This window comes from Mesorhizobium sp. CA14 (assembly GCF_020165195.1).
Lineage (GTDB): Bacteria > Pseudomonadota > Alphaproteobacteria > Rhizobiales > Rhizobiaceae > Mesorhizobium.
Genome location: NZ_JAIUHR010000011.1, coordinates 120,999 through 144,111, shown reverse-complemented (window position 1 = coordinate 144,111; position 23,113 = coordinate 120,999). Strand labels below are relative to the sequence as shown.

Genomic DNA, 23,113 nt, shown 5'->3' with positions numbered 1-23,113 from the left:
TCGCTCGGCACCCTCCCCTCAAAGGGGGAGGGATACCAGCGCAGGAGCCCCCTTGTCCGCCCCACTCATCGAAATGCGCGGCATCACCAAGAGCTTCGGCGCCGTCAAGGCGAACGAGGCCATCGACCTCAGCGTCGCGCCCGGCGAGATCCTCGGCCTTTTGGGTGAGAACGGCGCCGGCAAGACGACGCTGATGAACGTGCTGTTCGGCGCCTATGCGCCGGACGCGGGCGAGATCCTGGTCGAGGGCAGGCCGGTCGCCATCCACAATTCCGCCGACGCGCTCACCGCCGGCATCGGCATGGTGCACCAGCATTTCCACCTCGCGCCGCGCCTCACGGTGCTGGAGAACCTGCTGATCGGCATTCCCGGCAAGTCCGGCCGCATCGACCGTACGCGCGGGCTCGCCCGGCTGGCCGAGATCGGCCGGCAATACGGGCTGAGCCTCGATCCGAACCTGCCGGTATCGGCGCTGTCGGTCGGCGAGCAGCAGCGGCTGGAAATCATCAAGTCACTGTTTCGCGGCGCCAGGCTTTTGATCCTCGACGAGCCGACGGCGGTGCTGGCGCCGAGCGAAGTGGACGGCCTTTTCGCCGCCCTGCGCTCGATGGCGGCGCAAGGGCTCGGCATCATCTTCATCTCCCACAAGCTCAACGAAGTCAGGGCCCTCACCCATCGCTGCGTCGTCCTGCGCCACGGCAAGGTCGCCGGCCGCGTCGACCGTCCGGCAAGCACCACATCGGCGGAAATGGCCAAGCTGATGTGCGGCCATGAAATCGTGCCGCCGGTCAAACAGGCTTCGACGCCCGGCGCCTCCGTGCTGACGCTCGACCGCATATCCACTTCCGCCCACGCCGGCACGCCGCTGCGCGACGTCTCGCTTTTCGTCCGCGCTGGCGAGATCCTGGGCATCGCCGGCGTTTCCGGCAACGGCCAGCGTGCGCTGGCCGACGTCATTTCCGGCATGCTGCCGCCCAAGACCGGAGCGATGACGATAGCCGGCAAAGCGGTGACGCAATTTTCGCCGCGCGAATTGCAGGCGCTCGGCCTCGGCCGCATCCCGGAAGACCGGATGACGACCGGCCTGGTGACCAATTTGCCTTTAGCCGACTCTATGGTGCTGCCGCGCATCGGCACCGAGGCCTTCAGCCGCAAGGGCCTGCTCAATCCGGCCGCGATCCGCGCCTTCGCCGAGCAACAGATCAAGGCTTATGACATACGCTGCCCGGGGCCGATGGTGCGCGCCGGCGCGCTGTCCGGCGGCAATCTGCAAAAGGCGCTTCTTGCACGCGAGCTCGCTTTCGATCCCAAGGTGCTGATCGTCTCGCAGCCGACGCGCGGTCTCGACATCGGCGCCGCCCGCTTCATCCACGAAAAATTCCTCGCCATGCGCGCCAAGGGCTGCGGCATCATCGTCATCGGCGAGGACCTCGAGGAATTGCTGATGCTCTCGGATCGTATCGCCGTGATGTATGAGGGCCGCATTGCGGGCACGCTTTCCAGCGCGGATGCCACCGTCGCAAGGCTCGGCCTGATGATGACCGGCGCGGAGGGCCACGCCTGATGTTTCGCCTCCAAGCCCGCACGTCCACGCCGGCCTGGTTCAATCTCACGCTGCCGCTGGTCGCCATCGCCGCGACGCTAATCCTGTGCAGCGGCCTGATCGCGATTGCCGGCGCCGGCGTGATCGAGGCCTATGGCGTCATGCTGTCCGCATCGCTCGGCGACAGCTACGCCATCACCGAGACGCTGGTGCGCGCCGCCCCGATGATCTTCACCGGCCTGGCGGTGGCGATCGCCTTCCGCGCCAAATTCTGGAACATCGGCGCCGAGGGCCAGCTGCTCGCCGGCGCGGTGGCAAGCTGCTTCGTCGGCGCCATCCCGATGCCGGGCTATCTCGCCATGCTGCTGATGGCCCTTGTAGGCGCGGCTGCGGGCGCTCTCGTCGCGCTGGTGCCGGCGACATTGCGCGTCAAATTCAAGGTCGACGACGTGGTCAGCTCGCTGCTGCTCAACTCGGTCATCTATTACGCGCTGATGGCGCTGATCGAGGGGCCGTGGAAGGACACCTTCTCCGGCTACCCGATCTCGCCGCCGATCGAGGATTCGGCCAATTTTCCGGTGCTGATCGAAGGCACGCGACTGCATCTCGGCGTCGTCGTGGCGCTGATCGCGGCACCCCTTTGCTGGTTTCTGATCGCGCGCACCACGCTCGGCTTCAGGATTCGCGTCACCGGCGAAAATCCGGAAGCCGCCCGCTATGGCGGCATCAACGTGCAGCGCGTTCTGCTGTCCACCGCGCTGCTCTCCGGCGCGCTGGCCGGGCTTGCCGGCGTCGGCGAGGTCGGCGGCGTGCACTTCCAGGTGATGAGCGACATCTCGCCGGGCTATGGTTATTCGGGCATCGTCGTCGCCATGCTCGCCCGGCTCAACCCGCTCGGCGTGGTGCCGGCGGCGATCTTCCTGGCCGCGGTCATGACCGGCGCCGAGGCGATGTCACGCGCGACCGGCGTGCCGGCTTTCTTAAGCGACGTCATCCAAGGTACGGCGCTGCTGGCAATGCTGGTGGCGCTGCTGTTCACCGCCTACCGCATCCGCCGCGTGGGAGCGCAACCATGAGCGCGGTGTTCGAGCAGATCTTCCAGGTCGGCTTCCTCGCCGCCATCATCCGCATCGCCACGCCGCTCGCTTTCGCCACGCTCGGCGAAATGTTTTCCGAGCGCGCCGGCGTGCTCAATCTCGGCATCGAGGGCATCATGCTGCTGTCGGCGATGGCTGGCTTCACCGCGGCGAGCCTCAGCGGCAGCCTGTGGCTGGGCGTGCTGATGGCCGTGCTGGTCGGGGCGCTGATGGGCGCGCTGCATGCGCTGTTCACCGTGGCGCTGGGGCTGAGCCAACATGTCTGCGGCATCGGCGTGACCTTGTTCTGCTCGGGCCTTGCCTATTTCCTCTACCGGCTGATCTTCGGCCAGCAATCGGTGCCGCCGAGCATCGACGGCTTCAAGACGGTGCCGATCCCGCTGCTTTCGGATATCCCGATCCTCGGCCCGGCGGTGTTCAACCAGTTCACGCTGGTTTACCTGGCCATCTTCGCCATCCCGCTCGCCGCCTTCGTGCTCTACCGCACGCCCTGGGGGCTGTCGGTGCGCATGGTCGGCGAGAATCCGCGCGCGGCGGACTCGGCCGGCGTCAGCGTCATTGCCACGCGTTTTCAGGCGGTGATCCTCGGCGGCGCGCTGATGGGCCTTGCCGGCGCCTTCCTCACCATGGCGCAGTTCAACGCCTTCACCTTCGGTGTCGTATCCGGGCGCGGCTGGGTGGCGATCGCGCTGGTCGTGTTCGGCCGCTGGGATCCGTGGCGCTCGGCGGGCGCGGCGCTGCTCTTCGCCTTCGTCGACGCGCTGCAGCTCAGGATGCAGGCGAGCGGCCTCGGCCACATCCCTTACGAAGCCTTCCTGATGCTGCCCTTCATCTTCACCATCGTCGCCATGGCCTTCATGTCGCGCAACGCGGTCGCGCCTTCGGCGCTGCTGAAGCCGTTCCGACGGGAGGAGCGGTAGGACGCGGATTTCCTCTCCCCCGCAAAGCGGGGGAGAGGTGGCCGCGAAGCGGCCGGAGAGGGGGCTGCGCCGACGGTCAGATGATTGCTCTTTCGGCACCGTGTTTGCGCCAAATCCTCAGCCGGTTCTAACTTCACGCAGGGCGTCCCCTCTCCGTCTCGGCTTCGCCGAGCCACCTCTCCCCACTTACGTGGGGCGAGGAAGAGAACTCACATCGCCGTAAATCCATTGTCCACAAACAGATGCGCGCCGTTGACGAAGCTCGATTCGTCGCTCGCCAGGAACAGCGCGGCCTTGGCGACTTCTTCCGGCTCGCCGATGCGGCCTTGCTGCGCGGCCATGGCCGCGTCAGAGACATCGACGCCGAGCTTGCCGAGATCGGCCACTTCACGCAGGCCGTGCGGCGTGCGGATGAAGCCAGGACAGACGGCATTGCAGCGGATGTTGCGGTCGCGGAACTCCACCGCGATCGCCCGCGCGAACATGTGGCAGGCGCCCTTGGTCGTGTCATAGAGCACTTCGTTCGGCGTCGCCGCGACCGCCGAGATCGACGAGGTGCAGACGATCGAGCCGCCGCCGGCGGCGATCATGCCCGGCAGCACCGCGCGGGTCATCAGGAACATCGAGCGGACGTTGACGGCATGCAGCCAGTCCCACTCCTGCAGCGTCGTTTCCAGGAAAGGCTTGATGACGATCGTGCCGGCATGGTTGAACAGCACCGTGACCGGGCCGAGCTTCGCCGTCGCCGCCTTCACCGCCGCTTCGACCTGCGCCTCGTCCGAAACGTCGGCTACGAAATGCTCGGCGACATGGCCTCGCGCCCGGATCGCCGCGGCGGTCTTTCCGGCCGCCTCGCCATTGCGGTCGATGATCGCCACCTTTGCGCCTTCTGCGGCAAACAGCTCCGAAGCCGCCCCGCCCATGCCTGTCGCGCCGCCCGAAACGATCGCGACCTTGCCCGCCAGCCTTCCACCCATTCTTTTCTCTCCTCAGTGCCGCCGATATCGGCTCAAGCGATGCTATCCGCCATGCGTGAGGTGGCCAAGGCCGTTCGCGCGATTGGACATTGTGCGTACGAGCGCCCGGAAGCGCTCGATTTTCAAACCGTTTGGCCGGATCGCCTAGTTTCTGAAATCGGCTACACCGGAGATGCGGCGAGTACGAAAAACCACAAATTGCCTGTTTTCAAAAATGCTGTTCCAGAAATTGCCCGAAAATAGCAATCGACAAAGTCTACTAACTTTATAGCTTAATGGTCGCGACGGAGGATCGACCATGTCCTACATTCAGAACGCCCAGCGCAAAGGCCAGAGGCTTGCCGCCGACCAGAGCTGGAGGCCCGCCTATGGCGGCACGTTCGCCTACCTCGTCTTTGCGCTTGCCTTCGTGTTCACTGGCGCCGTCGTTTTCGGGATCATCCCCTGACTGAGCCGGGGCAAGAGACCCGGCGTTCCAAAAATCTGAGTTGAGTAATCGGAGCTGAAGACCGGCGCGCTGACGCGCGCCGACGAGATGGATTTACTCGGGTTCGGAGCGGGGCGACCCAACGTGATGGAGGAGATGGCAATGCCGATCGAGTTCACGCATGTTCCAGGCAAGCCTGCCAATGGCAGCTTCTTCTACGATTTCGCCGAGACGGCGACCAAATTGTCGCTGATCGAGGATTCCGGTTTCCGCAAGCTGGTGGTGGACGATCCGGCCGGCCTGCTCACCAATATGGACATCGCCGCCCAGACGCTCGACCGTAACGGCTCGCTGGAGGTGGTGCTGACGCACTGGGCCGGCGTGATCGACCCGACAGTGGCGGCAAGGCAGCTCGCGGCGCTCGACCGTCGAGGCGGCGGCCGCCTGTCGCTTCGCATGTTGAGCGAACCGCTGGAAGATAGCGATGCCGAGGCGCGGCCGGTCGGCCACGGTGTCGTGTGGCAGCGCATCGACGAATATCTGGTGCTGCTGAAGCGCCTGTGGTCGAACGACAGGCCGTTCGACCACGAAGGCGCCTTCTACAGCGTCCGGAGCGGCTTCGTGCCGCGCAAAGGTCCGCACGGCGCCGATCTCGTCATCCGGCTCGGCGGCCAGTCGGGCACCGCGCTGAAGGTCGCCGGCAAGCATGCCGATGTCTTCGAGCTGGCCGCCGGTTCGCCCAACGAGGTGAGGCAATTGATGGAGCGCGCGCGCAGCGCCGCCGCCGAGCACGGCCGCCGCGGCAGGCTGCGCTTCGCGCTGCCGGTGCGCATCCATCCGGACGGCTGGACGGGAACCCCGGATCACAAGGCGGTCGAGATCGCCGGGCCGCCGGCGCGGCTGGCTTTGGCGCTTTTGCCCTATGCCGCGCTGGGCATCGAGGAATTCATGATCGGCGGCATCGATCGTCCAGGCGAGATCGCCCGCATCGGGCGCGAGACGATCACGCTGGTCGCGAATTCGCTGGCGCGCCGCGAGGCCGAGGTTCCGCAGCCGGGAATGCCTGCGTCCCGTCCCTTCGCCGGGATCCACGCAGGCCGGTGACTTCGAGGGAATGTCTGTTGGACCCTACGGCCGGCCCCTATGGTTGGGATGAGTAGTCCAGGCCGTCCATCACATAATCCGCGAACAGGAAGTCGCGGATGCCCGCAATCCGGCCGTTCTCCCAATCGATGAGGATGAAGTAGCGCGGCGGTCCGTCCGGACGCTCCGGGCTGGTGACCAGGATGGCGGGCCGGCCTTCGACAAGCCCGGTCGTGAAGTGCCAATGCGTCTCGTCGGCATAGCGGCCGAAATAATTGCCGACATATTCCTTGCCGTCGGCGCGCAGGCGGTTGACCAGCTCGAGCTTGACGTCCTCGGCCAGCAGGCCGCGCAAGGCATCGAAGTCCCTGGCGTTGAAGGCGGCCACATAGTCGCCGAGGCGCCGCATGTCCTGCCGATCGAGCGCCGGGCGGGGCGACGCCATGCGCGGCGCAACTGCCAGCTTGCGCAGGCTCTCGCGGCCTCGCTGCAGCGCGCCCTTGATCGCCGTATCGGAGGTTTCGAGGATTTCGCCGATCTCCTCCAGGCTGTGGCCGAGCACATCCTTCAGCACGACCGCGCACCGTTGCGCCGGCGGCAATTGCATCAGCTGGGCAAGGCTCGCCTCGGCGGCAATGCGCGCATCCAGCGCCGAATTCTCGTCGGCGATCGTGTCGAGCTTGACCTCGCTTTCGCGTCCCCGCAAGCGGGCCCGCTTGCGCAGGAAATCAAGGGCCGCATTGTGCGCGATACGAAACAGCCAGGGTTCGGTCTTGTCGGGCATGTCGCCATTCCTGATCGCCACGAAGCCTTTGGCCAAGGCTTCCTGGACGATGTCTTCGCCGTCGATGACCGATCCGACCATGCGCGAAGCGTAGCGGTGCAGCTTGGCTCTCAGCGAAGCGGCCTCGCGCTCGAAGGCGCGAAGCCTGGTTTCGGTCGCCGCAACCAACTGATCCTGCGAACCGGTCACGCAGCCTCCTAGTTTTCCACCCCGCCCGTATGGGAATAGGTCGTGTGACCCATCATGCTCTCCCCGGCGGCCAACTCGACGATGCTCTTCATGTACTCGCCGAAGCGCGGATCGCTGCGGAAGGCAGCGATGTCCTCCGCCGAACTCCATTGTGAGATGTTGGCGACCTTGCTGCCGTCGCCGCCGACGACCACGGACGAAGACAGCGAGCCCGGCTGCTTGCTGAAGAAGTTTCTCGTGCCCTCGGCAAGCGTTTTGGCGAGTTCATGCTGCTTGCCCGGCTTGGCGGTGAAGACGTTGATCAAGGTCACTGTTGTCGACATGCTCAGCTCCGTTTTGTCCTGATGGCGGAGACCGTCTTGGCTCTCGCACCCGTTACGACCCTCAAGACGAAGTCCGAACCGAAAACGGAACGGTACATGCAAAAGTTTTTCCGGCAATCAATCAAGTTCGCGATTCGGACGCTGCCGTGGGCCTATCGAGCGGCCGCCGCGTCCGTGAGTTCAGAAAAATTTGTCCTCGCCGTTCCAACAGCCATCCCCGTTTCGTCTTGGTGAGTGCCGGGCTGCGACCCCGGCATCAACCAAGGGAGAAGCAAATGTCGATCCTGTCATCCATCGCTCGCATCGCGGCCGAATACACCGCAACCCGTGCCCGCTATCGGGCGGCGCGGACGCTTTATCTGCTGCCGCTCGACATCCGCAAGGACATCGGCTGGCCGGAACCAGGCGATCCGCGCGATCCCGAAATCCTCAGCTCGCCACACCCGCGAGCCGTGATAGCGCGCTGATGACGGCCTCCGAGTCCGCCAGCGCGCCGAAGACGCCGTCCTCGACCGTCACCATATGCAGCGCGGCTTCATGCGCATACCGGTCGCCGCTGGCGCAGGCGTCCGAAATCGTCAGGCACTGGAAGTTGCGGTCGCAGGCCTCGCGCAATGTGGTGTGCACACATACATCCGTCGTGCAGCCGGTGAATATGAGGTGCGTTATGTCCCGCGCGCGCAAAACGAGCTCCAGATCCGTATAGGTGAAGGCGCTGTTGCAGGTCTTGTCGACGATGATGTCCTGCGGCGCCATATCAATGTCGGCGACGATCTGGAAGCCCGGGCCGGAGCGCAGCAGGACATCGGTGCCGTCGAGGCCGGCCCGCTTGCGGCGCCATTTTTCGTAAGGCGTCATGTCGGCCATGTCGACGCGGTAGCCTTGCCTAGTGTGGATGATGGTGAGGCCGGCGGTGCGGGCCGCGGCAATCAGCCGGTTGACCGCCGGCAGGATGGCTCTCAGCGGCGACGGATCATAGCCCTTCCTGGCGAAGTAACCGGTCGGCGACAGGAAATCCTCCTGCAAGTCGATCACCAGCAGCGCCGTATGCTGCGGCTCCAGCCTGCCGTCATAGGGAAAATCGAAGGGTATTGCCTTGATCATCGATCGTCTGCCGTGGAGCAATTCCAGGAAAATGCGTAGCGGTTTTCCGTCCGGAATTGCGCAAAAAAAAAAATTTGTTGCGCCATGCGCATCGTGCCCGGCAACCGCCCCGCGGTCCAGGCCCGCTGCCGAGGTGAGCATCGGCACATCGGAGATTGTTAAGCAGCACAGTCATCTTTATAGTTGACTCATAAACTCATGTTTAATAGTCAGCCGGCATGGCTCGCCCTGCACCTGTCTGCGGCGGCCGCCGCATTGCAATGATGAAGCGAGGACGCGCCTTGTCCCGAAACAGTCTCCTGGCGGCCCTGGTCGCGTCGCTCATTCTTTCGGCCGGTGTCGCCGCAGCGCAGGAACGATCGGCGACGCCTGCGCCAGTCGAGCAGACGCCGGCCCCTCCAACCCTGCAGACGCCTACGGAACGGGTGCCCGCTCCGACGTCGGTGGAACCGGGCTTCCAGCTAGCTGCGAACAGCGTAGCCAGCGAAGAACCGTCCATCTCGCTGACGCCGCCGCATGACCTGTCGCCCTGGGGCATGTTCATGAATGCCGACATCGTCGTGAAGGCGGTGATGGTCGGGCTGGCCTTCGCTTCCCTCGTCACCTGGACGATCTGGCTCGCGAAGTCGCTGGAGGTCTTTGGCGGCAAGCTGCGGGCCCGCCGCGCCGCCGATGCGATCGGCAACGCCGCGACGCTGATGCAGGCCGGGCGGGAACTCGGCCACAGCGGCGGCCCCGGCGCGCTTCTGGTGCGGGCGGCCGAAGAAGAACGGGCGCTTTCGGCCGGCGCGCTCGACCATGCTTCCGGCGACGGCCTGAAGGAACGCGTCGCCTCCCGGCTTGCGCGCATCGAGGCGGCGGCGGCCCGGCGCATGTCGCGCGGCACCGGCCTGCTCGCCACCATCGGCTCGACGGCGCCCTTCGTCGGCCTGTTCGGCACCGTCTGGGGCATTATGAACGCTTTTATCGGCATCTCGCAGGCGCAGACCACCAACCTCGCCGTCGTCGCGCCGGGCATCGCCGAGGCGCTGCTTGCGACCGCAATGGGCCTTGTCGCAGCCATTCCGGCGGTCGTCATCTACAACGTCTTCGCGCGCTCGATAGCCGGCTACAGGCAGATTCTCGCCGACGCTTCCGCCGGCGTCGAGCGGCTGGTCAGTCGCGACCTCGATTTCCGCACCGTGCCGCCGGCGACGGCCATGGCGGCGGAGTAGCGGCGATGGCGGCACGCATTCGCGAGATCTCCGGCGACGATCTCGAGGAAAGCCACGACATCAACGTCACGCCGTTCATCGATGTCATCCTCGTGCTCCTGATCATCTTCATGGTCGCCGCACCGCTCGCGACCGTCGACATCGATGTCGACCTGCCGGGATCGACGGCTGCGCCGGCGCCGCGGCCCGAGACACCGCTGTTCCTTACGCTGAAAAGCGATCTGACGCTGGCGATCGGCAATGACAGCGTGCTCCGCCCGGCCTTCGCCGGGGCGCTCGACAACCGCACCAAGGGCGACAAGCAGACGCGCATCTTCCTGCGCGCCGACAGGACGGTCGGCTATGGCGACCTGATGGAGGTGATGAACCTTTTGCGCGCCGCCGGCTATCTCAAGGTCGCGCTGGTGGGTCTCGAAACTATGTCGGGCAGTGCTGGCGGACCGGCCGAAGCTGGAACTCCGGCATCTGGTGCAAACTCGGCGCCGGCCCCGGATGGCGGTTCGGCGCCATGACGGTCGCCGCCCTTTCGCGCATCTCCCGGCCGCGCTTCGGCCCGCGTGAGGCCGGCCTGTGGACGAGCGCGGCCGCGATCATTCTGGCCGCGCATGTGGCGGTTGCCTATGCGGTGCAGAATCTGAGTTTCGCCGAGATGCAGGATGGCGGTCCGCCGCCGGCGCTGGCGATCGAGATGGCGCCGCTGGTCGCCGCGCCCGCCGCGCCGGAAGAGACGGCGATGCTGGACGCGGTGACACCGGAGCCGCCCGACGCGGCGGAGGAAACGGAAAAGCCCGTCGACGCGAAGCCGGTGACCGATCCGGCGCCGGTGGTGAACCAGGCCGAGCCGGTCGCCGGCCAGCGATCCGACGCCGACGACACGCAAGAAGCCGAGCAGGCCGCGCCGGCTGCAATTGCTGCCCTGAGCGAGCAGCCGCCGCCGGACGAGCTCGTGCCCGACCCCGTCGAGGCGATCGCGCCGGACGTCGTCATTCCGCTGCCGCAACCGAAGCCGGTGGAAGCCGAAGCGCAAAAGCAGGCCGAAGCCAGGAAGAAGGCCGAGAAGAAGCCGGTCGAAAAGCCGAAAAAACGGGTGAAGAAGGAAAAGGCCCCACCGCCCACGGCCACGACCACCGCCAGCATCGACGCCAAGGCGGCGGCGAAGGCGGCAGCACCCCGGTCCTCGGATGCGCCGCCGCGCTCGAGCGTCGGCCCGTCGCGCTGGGATTCCAGCCTGGCGGCGTGGATCAGGCGGCACACCCGCTATCCGAGCGCGGCGCGCTCCAGGCGGGCCGAGGGGATGCCGAGCGTGACCTTCACGATCGACCCTTCCGGCAGGGTGGTCTCGGCCCGGCTGGCGCGATCCTCGGGCGACGGCGATCTCGACCGCGCGGCGCTCGGCGCGCTGCAGGGCGCCTCGTTGCCGGCGCCGCCGGCGGAGCTCGGTGCCCGTGTCACCCGCACCGCGCCCTTCGTCTTCAGCCTGCGGGACTAGGCCGGCGCGCCGGATGGTGGTAGGCGGCTGACTGGTTCAGCTCAATTCCAACGGCCGAGGCATCCTGCCGACGGAAACCATATGACGACATTTACGCGCCGCGCCCTTCTCAAAACCACAGCTGCCGCAGGCCTCGCCGGCATCGGCGCCGCGACTGTCGGCAAGTTTGCCGGCTGGGCGGCCCTGAAGCCTGCCCCGCTGATCCTGAAGACCGCCACCATCGAGGCGCGGCTGATGGAGGGTGCGCCGACGAAGAATGTGCTGACCTATGGTGAAGCAGGTCCGCCGCCGGTCGTCAGGATGAGAAAGGGCGAGCCGTTTACCGCGCGCCTGATCAACGGCATCGACGATCCGACGACCATCCACTGGCATGGCATCCGCGTCCCCAACAAGATGGACGGCGTCCCGTTCCTGGTGCAGCCCTATGTCTATCAGGGCGACCGTTTCGACTATGCCTTCACGCCGCCCGACGCCGGCACGTTCTGGTATCATCCGCATTGCAACACGCTGATCCAGATGGGTCACGGTCTGACCGGCGTGATCGCGGTCGAGAACCCGAACGATCCGGTCTTCGACGTCGAGATGGTCGTCAACCTGCGCGACTGGCGGCTCGGCGACGACAGCCAGTTCATCGAGCCGTTCAGGCCGCGCGACGCGGCCAGGACCGGCACCTTCGGCACGGTGCGCACCGCCAATTGGCAGGGCCAGCCGCAATTCGATGCGCCGGCCGGCGGGTTGGTGCGGCTGCGCGCCGCCATCACCGACGTCACCCGCATCTATGCCTTTCGCGTCGACGGCGCCGAAGCTGCGGTCATCGCGCTCGACGGCAATCCGGTGCCGCAGCGGTTTACGCCGGATGCCTTGCAGCTGGGGCCTGGCCAGCGGCTGGAGCTTGCCATCCGTATGCCCGACGAGGAGGGCGCGATCGTCAGCCTGCGCGACGTCAGAGGCACCAAGCCGAAAGTCCTGGCGACGCTGCGTTCGGTCGGCAGATCGCTGAAGCACGATCTGCGCGATCTCGGCCCGCTCGAAGCCAACCCGGTCGCGGAGGTGGACCTGACCAGCGCCAAGCGTATTCCGCTGGCGCTGAGCGCCACGGCGGAAAACGTCGCGGCCGACGGCATTTGCGGCTCGCTCGGCTACAGTTTCTGGGCGATCAACAAGGTGCCGTGGCCGGGCGACACGCCCGACCCGACGGCGCCGCTCGCCGAACTGAAGCTCGGCCGGAGCTACATTATCGACATGGCGAACCTGACCCCGCACGCGCACCCCATCCATTTGCACGGCATGAGCTTCAAGGTGCTGTCGTCCTCGACCAGGGCAGTGCAGCCGCTTGTCTCCGACACTTATCTGATCCAGCCCGACGAGAAGGTGCAGCTGGGCTTCGTCGCCGACAATCCCGGCGACTGGCTGCTGCATTGCCACATCATCGAGCACCAGAAGACCGGCATGACGAGCTACTTCCGGGTGGTGTGAGCGCATTGGCGCGGAAATGCGTCGGCCTTCCGCGGGTTGACGCGTTTGGCCGATTGCCTAGGTAGGCAGGAAGGCGCTGGGGCGGCACACAACTCCGACCGACGGCATGACATCCTTGCGTATTCGAAAACTTGCCTTTGTCGCGGCAGGCATCTCCATGTTGTCGTCCTGCGTCATCCCCGACGATACGTCGAGCATCGCCAAGGTCGACGCCACCACGGCCGCTGCCCGCAAGGAGATGGTCGGTCTCAGCGAGGCCGATGTCCGCATGTGCGCCGGCTTTCCGACCGCGACGGCCGACGTGGGTTCATCCGGCCAGATCTGGACCTACCAGCGCACCGTGCAACGCGGCAACCTCAGTATCGCGGTGCCGACGATGGCCGTGGGCGCGATTCCTGCTGTCGGCGGTTCCGTCAATGTCGCTCCAGGCGGCTATTGCAACACGCAGATCCGCATGATCGGCGGTCGTGTCGCCGAGGTTGCTTATGCCGGCGACAACAATCTGCCGAACAGCGTCGATGCGCTCTGCGTCAGCACGGTAGACGCATGTGTGGCCTATGCGCGCCAACGCGATCATAAAGCAACACCAGTCGCCCGGTGAGTGGGACGAGGCCGGTCCGGGACTCCGCCGGTGTCAGCGTCCTCCGGGGTGAATGGCGCCGGGCTCCTTTTCCAAACCTTTGGTCTGGAAACACTCGCGTGCAAATGGCTTCCATCGCGATGGCCTTCGGCGAAAGAGCCGACGGCTCCGTGGAGCAGTGCGAAATTCGTCCGGCGCGAAGCGCGTGTTTCGGCAGGATTCAGTCGGGCGCCAGAAGCATGTATGTTTAACGATACTGATTCTTCCGATCATTTTGGCGGGTCGATGTGAGAAAAATCGTCGCTGCACTCACCGTAGCTGTTGTTCTTTCCGTCGGGCTGCTCTTCCTTGTGCCCGCTCTTGTTTCGATCGACTGGGTTCGTGCCGAATTGAGCCGGCAATTGTCGTCCGCAACCGGAATGACAATTCGGCTGGACGGACCTGTCAGACTATCGCTGCTGCCCAAGCTGGCGGTGGTCGCGGACGATATCTCGCTTTCGACCGGCACGGGCGACATCGCGATATCCGCTCCGCGGTTCTCGACTTCGATAACGCTGTCGTCCCTATGGTCGAAAAAGCTTGAGATACAGTCCGTCGCGCTGGCGGATCCGACAATCGCGCTCAAGGCTTCGGCAAACGCGGCGTCACCTTCAGAACCGAAGGATGTTCAGGCCGATCCGTTCGCGGCGATTGTCGATACGCTCGAGCGGCTGGCGATCAATCAACTGACGATAACGAATGGCACCCTTACCTCAGGCGCGTCGGCCGGCAATGCCGCTAAGGTGACAGCAATCGACGCCGATCTGAGGGTTCCGGACCTCGACCGGGAGGTCTCTTTTTCATTGGCCGGCACCAGCGGCGGCCGTCGCATCGAAATGAGCGGGAAGCTTTCCGCCTTGAGGCCTATCCTGAAACGGCTGCCGGCCCAGATCGCCATCGAGGCGCGACTCGACCCGGCGCCGGTTGCCAAATTTTCTTCCTTGCATGCCAGTGGAGAGATCCAGCTCAACGGGAACGGCAGTTATCAGATCAAGGGCGAAAAGTTCGATATCGGCGACCAGAGCTTCCAGATGGACGCGCTCTTCCAGCCCGGGGCGCGGCATCGCTTCTTCGCCGACCTGGCGGCAAAGCGCGTCGATATCGACGCCCTGAGCGATATTGGAAAGGGTGGTCCCAGCGCGGGCAAGGCTTCGGCCGGTTCCGGCGAGCCCGACCTCGCGATGCTCTCCGCGTTCGATGCCGACATCAGCGTCGCCATCGATGAATTGGTCGGCGGCAAGATACGGGCTTCCGATGTCCAGCTCACCGCCACGCTGCGCGATGGACATCTCGAGGCAAGGCTGGAGCACTTCGGCCTCGATGCGGGAAGCGTCACCGCGAAAGCCTCGACGAATGTCGGTGAAACACCTCCGACCATACGGGGCAATATTGCGAGTTCAGGGCTGGACATCGGCTCTATAGCGAAGCTGGCCGGACAATCCGTGCCGTTGTCCGGCAAGCTGACCGCCGATATGGGATTCGCTTTTCGCGGACTCACCGCAGAGCGCATACTGAGCAGCGTCAATCTGCAGGGAACGGTCGGGATCAGGCAGGGCAAGCTTCCGCTTGCAGCACTTGCCGACGTCCGGACGGCCGACGACATCACCGGGCTCAATCTTGACGCGAAGGTTCACGATGTCGGCAAGCCGGTCGATTTGACGGGCAAGCTCGTCTGGCGGGGACAGGCCGTGACCTTCAAGTCCCAGCTCGCGCCTGCATCCTTTCTGGCCAGCGGCTCCGTTGCCGACGCGTCCGGGCCGATCAACCTTTCGGTTTTCTCCAAATACCTCGAAGGCAGCATAAGCGGCACTGCCGGGGGTGGCGGCACGTTCAAGGGTCAGGTTTCAGTCACATCGGCCTCGGTCGACAAGCTCATGCAATGGCTGGGGCAGAGCGCTTCCCGCGGCCTGCGGGACTTTGCCTTCAAAGGTGACGTGGACGCCGGGCCAGGACAGCTTTCCTTTCAGAAAGCCGCTGTTGCCTTGAACGGCGTCAAGGCGTCGGGCCAGGGCTCGATGAAACTTGGGGAGCCCCTCAACATCCGGACGTCGCTTAAATTGGCGAAACTTGACTTCGCGGCGTTCGCCGGCGGCGGCGAGGCTGTCACGGGAGGAACGCAGAAGCCGAACGGCGCCACCGACGCACCGATCGATCTCTCCTTCCTCAAGGGAATTGATGCCAAGGTGGATATCCAGGCCGACAAACTCGGCTATGGAAAGGTCTTCGCCGGGCCGGTGGCCACCACTCTGGTGGTTTCCGATGGCAAGGCGCACCTGAACGTGCCGCAAAGTCCCTTCTACGGCGGCACGATTGCCGCGGAAATGACAGCCGACGGCTCCCAGGACGCCGCTTCCCTGAACCTGAACACTGCGATCGCCGGCGCGGCCGCGGCTCCCTTGCTCCATGACGCGGCGGATTTCGACCGCATCGAAGGAACGCTCAATACGACCGTCGCGATTTCAGGCTCGGGAAAGACCACGAAATCGCTTGTCCGTTCCCTTGGCGGCAAAGCGGCGGCAAAATTGGGCGACGGCGCCTTCCGCGGCATCGACATAGCCGAGGTCTACAACAACCTGGTCGGGCTGCTTTCCGGCGGCTTCAAGCAGGATCAGACCAAGAAGACGACGTTCACCGAACTCGGCGCCTCTTTTGCCATCGAGAACGGCGTCGCGCAGACGACGGATATCAGCCTGCTGGGTCCGCTGGTGCGAATGGACGGCTCGGGCAAGATCGACTTCGCCGACCAGACGCTCGACATCCGTCTCAACCCCCGCGTCGTTGCCTCGCTTGCCGGGCAGGGAGGCGAGGTTGCCGTGAAGGGCATCGGGGTGCCGATTGTGGTCCAGGGCCCGCTGTTTGCGCCTCGGGCCTATCCGGACCTGAGCGCATTGGCCAAAGACCCGCAGGGCGCACTGGACATGTTGAGCCGCCTTGGACTGCCAACCGGGAAACTCAATCTCGACAAGCTGATCCCGGGCCAAACGGGCTCGAACGGCGACGGCTCCGGCACGGGAGCGGCGGACCTGATCGGCGATCTTCTGCGCAACGCCGCGCCCCGGCCCAAAGCGCTGCCCGCGGCTCCGGAACCCGCTGCGGCGCCGGGCACCGGCAAGACGGATAATGCGGCGGCGCCGCCAGGTTCGAACGCCGGCGGCGCGGCCGAAGCAGAGACCACCGCGCCGGCGCTCGAACCCGCTTCCGCCGACCCGCAGGCCGCCCCTGCTTCCCCCGAAGCGCCAAAGAAAGGGGAAATCGACACGCTTCTCGATCAGCTGGCGAATTAGCGTTATGGGATGCGTTGGGGCGCCAAGGATTGCGTGAAGACACCGGCGGCTCCTTGATTTTCAAGCCTGAAGGCAGGCTCGGCATGTCAGGCGCAATACATGATCTAACGCTCATATGTGCGGCCGCAAATCAAAGTGATCTCGGCCGCCGCAAATCGTCCCCAATCAGGACGTTCTTCCGGCCTTAGTCTGGAGAGGTGGAGAGGCCGATGAAATTGTCTGTTCTTGCCCTTGCCGGGACCATGCTGGCGGTCATGCCAGCGGTCCACGCGGCGCCGATGATTGGCATGCCGGCCAGAAACGGCCTGGTGCAGCAGGCGCATGTCACATGCGCCTACCTGACCGAAGACGGCTACTGCGTGCGGCCCCATAAAAAGCACAAATACTGGAGGCGCCACCACTACGACCGGCCTGCCTACCGCACCTATGAGCCTCAGCCGCCGGACGAGGATTATTGGCGCTACCAGCGTGCACGGCCGATTATCCGGGTCGTTCCCGACTACCCGCCGCCGGACGAAGACAATTGGGATAATTGGGACGACTGAGGCGAGCCGCCCTTCATTCGCAAGAGGGATGCCTGCAGGCCCGCTATTCATTCAGAGCGGGAACACCCTGCCATTGGCACTGGCAGGTTCGGCGGAGAGGTCGATGAAACTCGCCGCCTGGCCCCGCCCGGCGCGATCTGGTCGCTGGCATTGCGCGCCCGGGCGGCGCCTGAACCGGCCCGTCCAGGAATAACGGACGGAGTTTGAGCTCCTACCTCTTCAGCGCGATGCTCATGCCGCTGAGGTCGGCGTTGACCTGCAGGCCGACCTGCCGGCCGGTGAGCTCGAGCTGGGCGCCCTTGTCATTGGTCATGACGATCACCTGGGCGCCTCTGCCGAGCGCGCCGCCACCGCCGGCCGCGCCGTAGACGCCCGTCACATCGCTGGCGCGTCGGATGTGGCGCACCCTGCCCTGAAAATAGGTCTTGGATGCGCCGAAGGCCAGGCCGCCCGAGACGCCGCCGATCGAGATCGGATAGCGTTTGCCATGGAAGGTCAGCGTGCCTTCCCCGCCGGAGCCGCCGATGAAGAAGGCAGCCTTGTAGACGGAGAAGCGGATCGTGCCGCTGTCGGCATGCGCGGCGCTGGCAATGCTGACGCCGGCGGCAGCGATGGCCGCAACCGCGACTGAACGGAACCTGGACGAAATCTGCATGATGGTGACCTCCTCGCACATCGCCGCTTACCCAGCCGGCCGGGGATATCAGCTTCAAAAGTATAGCTGAACCGTCTTGCCCCGCCATTGGTTCCAAGCGGCGGCCCGAAATCCGGCTGTCACAAAATGCTGAGCGAGGAGGCAGAAGCCGATGAGAAGCACATGGGTGTGCTGGCTGGTGGAGCTGAGGGGGATCGAACCCCTGACCTCATCATTGCGAACGATGCGCTCTCCCAGCTGAGCTACAGCCCCGTTCCAGCGGATGGGCTTGTATCGGTCGCGGCCGTTTGATGTCAAGGCGAAAGACCGGGCCGGCACAAGCGCCATGGCGGGGCGGGCCTTGCCCGCACGCCAAGCCCGCGGGCCTTGCCCGCACGCCAGGCAATGGCTACATGTCGGCGACAATTTTGGAGACCGGCATGATCGCCCTTATTCAGACCATCGTCATGGCGCTTGATATCTACTGGTGGATCATCATCGCCTCGGCGATCTTTTCCTGGCTCTACGCCTTCAATGTCGTCAACTCGCGCAACCAGTTCGTCGGCAGCGTCGGCAATATGCTCTATCGGCTGACCGATCCGGCGCTGCGCCCGATCCGCCGCTTCATGCCCGATCTCGGCGGCATCGACATTTCGCCGATCATCCTGCTTCTGATCATCTTCTTCATCCGCCAGTTTCTGGTCACCACCGTCTGGTCCTGGGTCGTGACCGGCGGCTGATGAGCGCGCCGTTTCGGCTGCGTGAGAACGGCATCGACCTCTTCGTGCGGCTGACGCCGAAGGCGGCGCTCGACCGGATTGACGGTGTCGAGACCGCCGCCGACGGGCGCAATCACCTCAAGGCGCGCGTGCGCGCCGTGCCGGAGAACGGCGCCGCCAATCAAGCATTGGAACGGATGCTGGCCAAGGCGCTGGGTGTACCAGTATCGGCCGTTTCGGTGGTCGCCGGCGGCACATCGCGGCTGAAGACGCTGCGGATAGAGGGTGATGGGGCTGAACTGGTGGAGCGGCTTCAGACGCTCGGCAAATAACGTTGGCGGCGCCCCCTCATCCGGCCGCTACGTGGCCACCTTCTCCCCGGCGGGGAGAAGAGGAGGGTTGGCGTTGAGGCCGACCTGCTCCTCTCCCCTTGGGGAGAGGTCGGATTGCCCCGAATTGCTCTTCGCAATTCGGTTGGCAGTCCGGGTGAGGGTGAGTCTTCAAAATCGCTCAATCCCCCAGCGGCAGCTTCGGATCGTCGACCTTCAGCGTGTTCACGCTCTGCTTGATGCGGCGCAGATTCTCCAGCACTTTCGGCCCCCGCGCTTCCGCCACCGTGGTGGCGATCATGTCGAGGATGGCCAAAAGCGCGTAGCGCGACGAGGTCGGCTTGTAGATGTTGCCGTCCTCGACGGACTGCAAAAGGATCACTGTGTCGGCGACCTTGGCCAAGGCCGAATCTGGCGCAGTGATGGCGACGGTCGCCGCGCCATATTGCTGTGCGACCTCGACCGCCTCGATCACCGAGCGCGCATAGCCCGAGACGGAGAAGGCAAGCAGCGTCGTCTCGGGCGTCGCGACGGCGGCATACATGCGCTGCAGCTGGCCATCGGTCTGGGCGAGCGCCGACAGGCCGAGCCGGAACAGGCGGTTCTGCATCTCGGTCGCCATCATCGAGGAGATGCCGCCGGAACCGATGCACAGCACATTGCCCGAACCGGCGATGCGGGCGGCAACATCCATCAGCGTGGTCATGTCGAGATTCTCGCTGGCGCGCTGGATGGCGGCGATGGCCGCTTCGGTGATTGCCGAGGCGACGCGCTGCTCGCGCGCGTCGCGGCTGAGCGGCTCCGGCGACAGATACTGGCCGCCGATGGCGATCGCCTGCGCCAGATAGAACTTGAAATCGCGCAGGCCCTCGCAGCCGAGATTGCGGCAGAAGCGGGTGACGGTCGGCTCGCTGACGCCGACGCGCGCCGCGATCTCCGAGATGGCGGCCTTGGAGGCAAAATCGAGGTCGGAAAGCACCAGCCCGGCCAGCCGGCGGTCCGACTTGGTGCCGTCCTGCGATATCAATTGCAGGCGGGTGATGATGTCGGCCGGGGTCTTCATAGTCTTCTCACAGCGGCAGGCCCGTCGCCTTGTCGAAGAGGTGGATGTTGCGCGGATCGACGCTTACCGGCAGCCGGTCGCCCGGCTTCACCTGCAGCCGGTCGCGGAACACCGCGCGCACCGTGTCGCCGCCGACCGAGCCATAGACATGCGTTTCCGAGCCGGTCGGTTCGACGACATCGACCTTGATGGCGAGGGCATCGTCGCCAGCGCCGACCACGAAATGCTCGGGCCGGATGCCAGCCTCGACCGTGTCGCTGCCGGACGTAGCTTTGCCCGGGAGCGCCAGACGGCCGCCGCCTGTCGTTTCAAACCAGGACTTGGCTCCGGCGGTCTTCAGCGCGCCGGAGACGAAGCTCATCGAGGGCGAGCCGATGAAGGCGGCGACGAATTTGTTGGCCGGTCGGTCATAGAGCTCCAGCGGCTGACCGACCTGCTGGATACGGCCGCGGTCCATCACCACGATGCGGTCGGCCATGGTCATCGCCTCGATCTGGTCGTGGGTGACATAGACGATGGTCGATTTCAGCCGCTGGTGCAGCGCCTTGATCTCGGTGCGCATCTGCACCCGCAGCTGCGCGTCGAGATTCGAAAGCGGCTCGTCGAACAGGAAGACCGAAGGCTCGCGCACGATGGCGCGGCCCATGGCGACGCGCTGGCGCTGGCCGCCGGACAATTGCCTGGGATAACGGTCGAGATAGGAAAAGAGGTTCAGCACGCCCGACGCCTTCTTCACCTTGTCATCGATCGCGGCGCGGTTCTCGCCGCGGATCTTCGGGCCGAAGCCGATGTTTTCCGCAGCTTTCAGATGCGGAAACAGCGCGTAGGACTGGAACACCATGGCGATGTTGCGCTTCTGCGGCGGCAGGTCGTTGGCGCGCGTGCCGCCGATGACGAGATCGCCGGAGGTGATCGTCTCCAGCCCGGCGAGCATGCGCAGCAAAGTGGACTTGCCGCAGCCGGAGGGGCCGACCAGCACGACGAACTCGCCAGTCCGGATGTCGAGATTGATGTCCTCGAGGATCTTATGCTGGCCGAAGGATTTCGACAGGTTGCGGAACTGGACGTCGGTCATGGTCACGCTCCCAAAATGTCGTCGATGAAAGGCAGGTAGCCGGCTGTTAGCCCGGCATCCACGGGCACCACGGCACCTGTTATGCCGGAAGCGCGCTCGGAGGCAAGGAAAGCCACGGCTTCCGCCACCTCCGAAGCGTCGACGATGCGGCCAAGCGGGTAGAGCCGCTTGAGCCGGCCGAGGATCTCGGGATCCTTGGCCAGGCGGTGGTCCCAGGCGGAGGTGCGGATCGAGCCCGGACAGACGACATTGGCGCGCACACCGCTGCGGCCAAGCTCGACGGCGATCGACTTGGCATAGGCGTTGATGCCGGCCTTGGCGGCGGCATAGGCCGGATTGCCGAAATGCGCGATGGCGTTGACCGAGGAGATGAAGACGACGCTGCCCGCGCCGCGCTTGGACATCGCCTTGATCAGCGGATCGGCGAAGGTCATCACGCCGGTCAAATTGAGGTCGAGCTCCTCTTCGATCTTGTCCGCCGTCAGCACGTTCAAGGTCTCGGCGCGTGTCCAGCCGGCATTGTTGATCAGGATGTCAGGAACGCCGTCCTTGTCGAGCAGCGCCGGGATAGCCGCTTCGATCGAGGCCCGGTCGAGCAGGTTGAAGACATGGCGCGACGCAATATGCGGACCGGCCAGCGCCTCCGTCGACTGGTCGCAGCCGACGATGCGCGCGCCGCGCTCGGCCATGAGCTCAACGATCGCCGAACCAAGGCCGCCGCCGGCGCCCGTGACGACAACGGTTTTGCCCTCGAAATCGGCCTTTGATACCACGATACGCGCTCCTCCGCCGTGCCAGACAGCGACGGAACGCTATCCAACAAAATGTAATTTAGCAACATGACAAACTGCTTGCATTGGGCATAACCCTCGATAATGTAGGAAAGTAACATAAATCCTGTGCCCTCTAAGGCCAGGCGCGAATGCGCATCAATGGGAGAGATCAGATGAGCCTTGCGAAATGGACTGTCGGCCTGTTGGCTGGAATGAGCATGCTGGCTTTGGCGGCACCCGCCGATGCCGGCGAGGTGCGCGTCACCGTCGCCGAATACAGCGCCAAGACCGGCCCCTATTTCGAAGCGGTGAAGAAGGAGTTCGAGGCGGCCAATCCCGGCATCACCATCAAATACGAAGTGGTGCCGTGGGATGTGCTCCTGCAGAAACTCACCACCGACATCACCGCCGGCACCAATGCCGACCTTTCGATCATCGGCACGCGCTGGCTGATCGATTTCGTCCAGCAGGATGTCGCCGAGCCGCTCGACAGCTACATCACGCCCGAGTTCAAGGACCGCTTCATCGACACCTTCCTGCAGCCCTCGATCATGGACGGCCATACCTACGGCCTGCCGATCGCCGCCTCGGCGCGCGCCATGTATTACAACAAGGAGCTCTTTGAGAAGGCCGGCATCGCCAAGCCGCCGGCCACCTGGACCGAGCTGCAGGAGGACGCGCGCAAGATCAAGGCTCAAGGCGCCTTCGGCTACGGCCTGCAGGGCAAGGAGATTGAGACCGACGTCTATTACTACTACGCGATGTGGTCCTTCGGCACAGAGATCCTCAACAAGGACGGCACCTCCGGTCTGAGCACGCCGGGCGCGCTCGAGGCCGCCAAGCTCTACAAGTCGATGATCGACGAGGGCCTGACGGAACCTGGCGTCACCTCCAACAACCGCGAGGACGTGCAGAACCTGTTCAAGCAGGGCAAGGTCGGCATGATGATCACCGCGCCTTTCCTCTCCAACCAGATCAAGGAAGAGGCGCCGAAGCTGAAATACGGCGTCGCCGCCATTCCCGCCGGCCCGACCGGCGCGCGCGGCACCTATGGCGTCACCGATAGCATCATCATGTTCAAGAACTCCAAGAACAAGGACGAGGCCTGGAAGCTGCTCGACTTCCTGTTCACCAAGGAGCAGCGCGCCAAGTTCACGCAGGGCGAAGGCTTCCTCCCGGTGAACAAGGAAGAGGCCAAGATGGACTATTACGTCAACAACGCCGACCTCGCCGCCTTCACCGCGCTTCTGCCCGACGCCCGCTTCGCGCCGGTCATCCCGGGCTGGGAAGAGATCGCCCAGATCACATCCGACGCCATGCAGAAGATCTATCTCGGCAGCGCCACGCCGGAAGCGGCCCTGAAGGACGCGGCGGACAAGGCGAACGCCGTGCTCAAGAAGAAATAGGGCGTATCTCCCTGCGCCCGTGGCGCGCTCCACCCGTCGG

General features: G+C 65.0%; 24 protein-coding genes, 1 tRNA gene and 1 pseudogene. 17 read left to right on the top strand and 9 right to left on the bottom strand.

Features of this window, described 5'->3' with window-relative positions; translation table 11 throughout:
- Window positions 1–73 precede the first annotated feature (73 nt).
- The 3 genes and pseudogenes from LB565_RS14695 to LB565_RS14680 all read left to right on the top strand — a co-directional run.
- Window positions 74–1,324: pseudogene (locus tag LB565_RS14695) on the top strand (ABC transporter ATP-binding protein); the annotation flags it as partial.
- Window positions 1,325–1,563: 239 nt separating this feature from the next.
- Window positions 1,564–2,619, top strand: coding sequence for an ABC transporter permease (locus LB565_RS14685; protein WP_224585096.1), 1,056 nt, complete (start codon window positions 1,564–1,566; stop codon window positions 2,617–2,619).
- The gene (locus LB565_RS14680; RefSeq protein ID WP_224585094.1) at window positions 2,616–3,560 is read left to right on the top strand and encodes an ABC transporter permease; all 945 of its coding nucleotides are present in this window, start codon (window positions 2,616–2,618) and stop codon (window positions 3,558–3,560) included. The genes LB565_RS14685 and LB565_RS14680 overlap by 4 nt, the downstream gene beginning before the upstream one ends.
- Window positions 3,561–3,769: 209 nt before the next feature.
- Here LB565_RS14680 and LB565_RS14675 read toward each other — a convergent pair whose 3' ends face one another.
- Window positions 3,770–4,537, bottom strand: coding sequence for an SDR family NAD(P)-dependent oxidoreductase (locus tag LB565_RS14675; RefSeq protein ID WP_224585092.1), 768 nt, complete (start codon window positions 4,535–4,537; stop codon window positions 3,770–3,772).
- A gap of 51 nt (window positions 4,538–4,588) precedes the next feature.
- Here LB565_RS14675 and LB565_RS14670 point away from each other — a divergent pair, with 51 nt between their 5' ends.
- From LB565_RS14670 to LB565_RS14660, 3 genes are all read left to right on the top strand, one after another.
- Complete coding sequence (locus LB565_RS14670; protein WP_224585090.1) at window positions 4,589–4,780, top strand: hypothetical protein; 192 nt, start codon at window positions 4,589–4,591, stop codon at window positions 4,778–4,780.
- Between the two features lie 55 nt (window positions 4,781–4,835).
- On the top strand, window positions 4,836–4,985 hold the full coding sequence (locus LB565_RS14665; RefSeq protein ID WP_140544253.1) for a hypothetical protein: 150 nt from the start codon (window positions 4,836–4,838) through the stop codon (window positions 4,983–4,985).
- A 141-nt stretch (window positions 4,986–5,126) separates the two neighbouring features.
- Window positions 5,127–6,068, top strand: coding sequence for an LLM class flavin-dependent oxidoreductase (locus tag LB565_RS14660; protein ID WP_224585087.1), 942 nt, complete (start codon window positions 5,127–5,129; stop codon window positions 6,066–6,068).
- 37 nt (window positions 6,069–6,105) lie between these two features.
- On the opposite strand, the gene LB565_RS14655 is transcribed toward LB565_RS14660, so the two are convergent.
- Both LB565_RS14655 and LB565_RS14650 read right to left on the bottom strand, forming a co-directional pair.
- Window positions 6,106–7,020, bottom strand: a complete 915-nt coding sequence (locus LB565_RS14655; RefSeq protein ID WP_224585086.1) for a sigma-70 family RNA polymerase sigma factor — start codon at window positions 7,018–7,020, stop codon at window positions 6,106–6,108.
- A gap of 8 nt (window positions 7,021–7,028) precedes the next feature.
- Window positions 7,029–7,343 (bottom strand): antibiotic biosynthesis monooxygenase family protein, encoded by a 315-nt coding sequence (locus tag LB565_RS14650; RefSeq protein WP_224585084.1) that lies wholly within the window; start codon window positions 7,341–7,343, stop codon window positions 7,029–7,031.
- Window positions 7,344–7,618: 275 nt separating this feature from the next.
- On the opposite strand from LB565_RS14650, the gene LB565_RS14645 reads away from it, so the two are divergent.
- Window positions 7,619–7,810 carry a hypothetical protein gene (locus tag LB565_RS14645; RefSeq protein ID WP_224585082.1) on the top strand — a complete coding sequence of 64 codons (192 nt, stop codon included), beginning with the start codon at window positions 7,619–7,621 and terminating at the stop codon, window positions 7,808–7,810.
- Here the strand turns inward: LB565_RS14645 and LB565_RS14640 are convergent.
- The gene (locus tag LB565_RS14640) at window positions 7,773–8,447 is read right to left on the bottom strand and encodes a cysteine hydrolase family protein (protein ID WP_224585080.1); all 675 of its coding nucleotides are present in this window, start codon (window positions 8,445–8,447) and stop codon (window positions 7,773–7,775) included. The two genes, LB565_RS14645 and LB565_RS14640, sit on opposite strands and share 38 nt — an antisense overlap.
- A gap of 281 nt (window positions 8,448–8,728) precedes the next feature.
- Between LB565_RS14640 and exbB the strand changes: the two genes are divergently transcribed.
- From exbB to LB565_RS14605, 7 genes are all read left to right on the top strand, one after another.
- Window positions 8,729–9,661 (top strand): tonB-system energizer ExbB, encoded by a 933-nt coding sequence (gene exbB, locus LB565_RS14635; protein WP_224585078.1) that lies wholly within the window; start codon window positions 8,729–8,731, stop codon window positions 9,659–9,661.
- Between the two features lie 5 nt (window positions 9,662–9,666).
- Window positions 9,667–10,173 carry a TonB system transport protein ExbD gene (gene exbD, locus LB565_RS14630; RefSeq protein ID WP_224585077.1) on the top strand — a complete coding sequence of 169 codons (507 nt, stop codon included), beginning with the start codon at window positions 9,667–9,669 and terminating at the stop codon, window positions 10,171–10,173.
- On the top strand, window positions 10,170–11,150 hold the full coding sequence (locus tag LB565_RS14625; protein ID WP_224585074.1) for an energy transducer TonB: 981 nt from the start codon (window positions 10,170–10,172) through the stop codon (window positions 11,148–11,150). Before exbD ends, LB565_RS14625 begins: the two co-directional genes overlap by 4 nt.
- 81 nt (window positions 11,151–11,231) lie before the next feature.
- Entirely contained in the window at window positions 11,232–12,626 is a 1,395-nt protein-coding gene (locus tag LB565_RS14620; protein ID WP_224585072.1) for a multicopper oxidase family protein, read from the top strand.
- A gap of 106 nt (window positions 12,627–12,732) precedes the next feature.
- On the top strand, window positions 12,733–13,227 hold the full coding sequence (locus tag LB565_RS14615) for a hypothetical protein (protein ID WP_224585070.1): 495 nt from the start codon (window positions 12,733–12,735) through the stop codon (window positions 13,225–13,227).
- A gap of 266 nt (window positions 13,228–13,493) precedes the next feature.
- A complete protein-coding gene (locus LB565_RS29950; protein WP_224585068.1) occupies window positions 13,494–16,529 on the top strand; it encodes an AsmA family protein in 3,036 nt (1,011 codons plus the stop codon).
- Between the two features lie 209 nt (window positions 16,530–16,738).
- Complete coding sequence (locus LB565_RS14605) at window positions 16,739–17,074, top strand: hypothetical protein (protein ID WP_224585066.1); 336 nt, start codon at window positions 16,739–16,741, stop codon at window positions 17,072–17,074.
- 211 nt (window positions 17,075–17,285) lie between these two features.
- On the opposite strand, the gene LB565_RS14600 is transcribed toward LB565_RS14605, so the two are convergent.
- Together LB565_RS14600 and LB565_RS14595 are read right to left on the bottom strand one after the other, a co-directional pair.
- Window positions 17,286–17,729: a hypothetical protein gene (locus LB565_RS14600; RefSeq protein ID WP_224585064.1), complete on the bottom strand. Its 444-nt coding sequence runs from the start codon at window positions 17,727–17,729 to the stop codon at window positions 17,286–17,288.
- Between the two features lie 176 nt (window positions 17,730–17,905).
- A tRNA-Ala gene (locus LB565_RS14595) sits at window positions 17,906–17,981 on the bottom strand.
- A gap of 167 nt (window positions 17,982–18,148) precedes the next feature.
- Between LB565_RS14595 and LB565_RS14590 the strand changes: the two genes are divergently transcribed.
- Both LB565_RS14590 and LB565_RS14585 read left to right on the top strand, forming a co-directional pair.
- Window positions 18,149–18,448: a YggT family protein gene (locus LB565_RS14590; RefSeq protein WP_135888880.1), complete on the top strand. Its 300-nt coding sequence runs from the start codon at window positions 18,149–18,151 to the stop codon at window positions 18,446–18,448.
- Window positions 18,448–18,759, top strand: a complete 312-nt coding sequence (locus tag LB565_RS14585) for a DUF167 family protein (RefSeq protein ID WP_224585062.1) — start codon at window positions 18,448–18,450, stop codon at window positions 18,757–18,759. The genes LB565_RS14590 and LB565_RS14585 overlap by 1 nt, the downstream gene beginning before the upstream one ends.
- Window positions 18,760–18,937: 178 nt before the next feature.
- On the opposite strand, the gene LB565_RS14580 is transcribed toward LB565_RS14585, so the two are convergent.
- Genes LB565_RS14580 through LB565_RS14570 form a run of 3 tightly spaced genes read right to left on the bottom strand, consistent with a single transcriptional unit; the run spans window position 18,938 to window position 21,667 of the window.
- Entirely contained in the window at window positions 18,938–19,819 is an 882-nt protein-coding gene (locus tag LB565_RS14580) for a MurR/RpiR family transcriptional regulator (RefSeq protein WP_224585060.1), read from the bottom strand.
- Between the two features lie 7 nt (window positions 19,820–19,826).
- Entirely contained in the window at window positions 19,827–20,894 is a 1,068-nt protein-coding gene (locus LB565_RS14575) for an ABC transporter ATP-binding protein (RefSeq protein ID WP_224585059.1), read from the bottom strand.
- 2 nt (window positions 20,895–20,896) lie between these two features.
- Window positions 20,897–21,667 (bottom strand): SDR family NAD(P)-dependent oxidoreductase, encoded by a 771-nt coding sequence (locus LB565_RS14570; protein WP_224585057.1) that lies wholly within the window; start codon window positions 21,665–21,667, stop codon window positions 20,897–20,899.
- Between the two features lie 173 nt (window positions 21,668–21,840).
- Here LB565_RS14570 and LB565_RS14565 point away from each other — a divergent pair, with 173 nt between their 5' ends.
- Window positions 21,841–23,073: an ABC transporter substrate-binding protein gene (locus LB565_RS14565; RefSeq protein ID WP_224585055.1), complete on the top strand. Its 1,233-nt coding sequence runs from the start codon at window positions 21,841–21,843 to the stop codon at window positions 23,071–23,073.
- Window positions 23,074–23,113 lie beyond the last annotated feature (40 nt).

Coding starts and splice junctions, on each gene's coding strand:
- LB565_RS14645 (WP_224585082.1), top strand. CDS start 7,619: ATGTCGATCCTGTCATCCATCGCTCGCATCGCGGCCGAATACACCGCA.
- LB565_RS14590 (WP_135888880.1), top strand. CDS start 18,149: ATGATCGCCCTTATTCAGACCATCGTCATGGCGCTTGATATCTACTGG.
- LB565_RS14650 (WP_224585084.1), bottom strand. CDS start 7,343: ATGTCGACAACAGTGACCTTGATCAACGTCTTCACCGCCAAGCCGGGC.
- LB565_RS14585 (WP_224585062.1), top strand. CDS start 18,448: ATGAGCGCGCCGTTTCGGCTGCGTGAGAACGGCATCGACCTCTTCGTG.
- LB565_RS14565 (WP_224585055.1), top strand. CDS start 21,841: ATGAGCCTTGCGAAATGGACTGTCGGCCTGTTGGCTGGAATGAGCATG.
- LB565_RS14665 (WP_140544253.1), top strand. CDS start 4,836: ATGTCCTACATTCAGAACGCCCAGCGCAAAGGCCAGAGGCTTGCCGCC.
- LB565_RS14620 (WP_224585072.1), top strand. CDS start 11,232: ATGACGACATTTACGCGCCGCGCCCTTCTCAAAACCACAGCTGCCGCA.
- LB565_RS14605 (WP_224585066.1), top strand. CDS start 16,739: ATGAAATTGTCTGTTCTTGCCCTTGCCGGGACCATGCTGGCGGTCATG.
- exbD (WP_224585077.1), top strand. CDS start 9,667: ATGGCGGCACGCATTCGCGAGATCTCCGGCGACGATCTCGAGGAAAGC.
- LB565_RS14625 (WP_224585074.1), top strand. CDS start 10,170: ATGACGGTCGCCGCCCTTTCGCGCATCTCCCGGCCGCGCTTCGGCCCG.
- LB565_RS14685 (WP_224585096.1), top strand. CDS start 1,564: ATGTTTCGCCTCCAAGCCCGCACGTCCACGCCGGCCTGGTTCAATCTC.
- LB565_RS14670 (WP_224585090.1), top strand. CDS start 4,589: ATGCGTGAGGTGGCCAAGGCCGTTCGCGCGATTGGACATTGTGCGTAC.
- LB565_RS14615 (WP_224585070.1), top strand. CDS start 12,733: ATGACATCCTTGCGTATTCGAAAACTTGCCTTTGTCGCGGCAGGCATC.
- LB565_RS14660 (WP_224585087.1), top strand. CDS start 5,127: ATGCCGATCGAGTTCACGCATGTTCCAGGCAAGCCTGCCAATGGCAGC.
- LB565_RS14580 (WP_224585060.1), bottom strand. CDS start 19,819: ATGAAGACCCCGGCCGACATCATCACCCGCCTGCAATTGATATCGCAG.
- LB565_RS14640 (WP_224585080.1), bottom strand. CDS start 8,447: ATGATCAAGGCAATACCCTTCGATTTTCCCTATGACGGCAGGCTGGAG.
- LB565_RS14680 (WP_224585094.1), top strand. CDS start 2,616: ATGAGCGCGGTGTTCGAGCAGATCTTCCAGGTCGGCTTCCTCGCCGCC.
- LB565_RS14675 (WP_224585092.1), bottom strand. CDS start 4,537: ATGGGTGGAAGGCTGGCGGGCAAGGTCGCGATCGTTTCGGGCGGCGCG.
- LB565_RS14575 (WP_224585059.1), bottom strand. CDS start 20,894: ATGACCGACGTCCAGTTCCGCAACCTGTCGAAATCCTTCGGCCAGCAT.
- LB565_RS14600 (WP_224585064.1), bottom strand. CDS start 17,729: ATGCAGATTTCGTCCAGGTTCCGTTCAGTCGCGGTTGCGGCCATCGCT.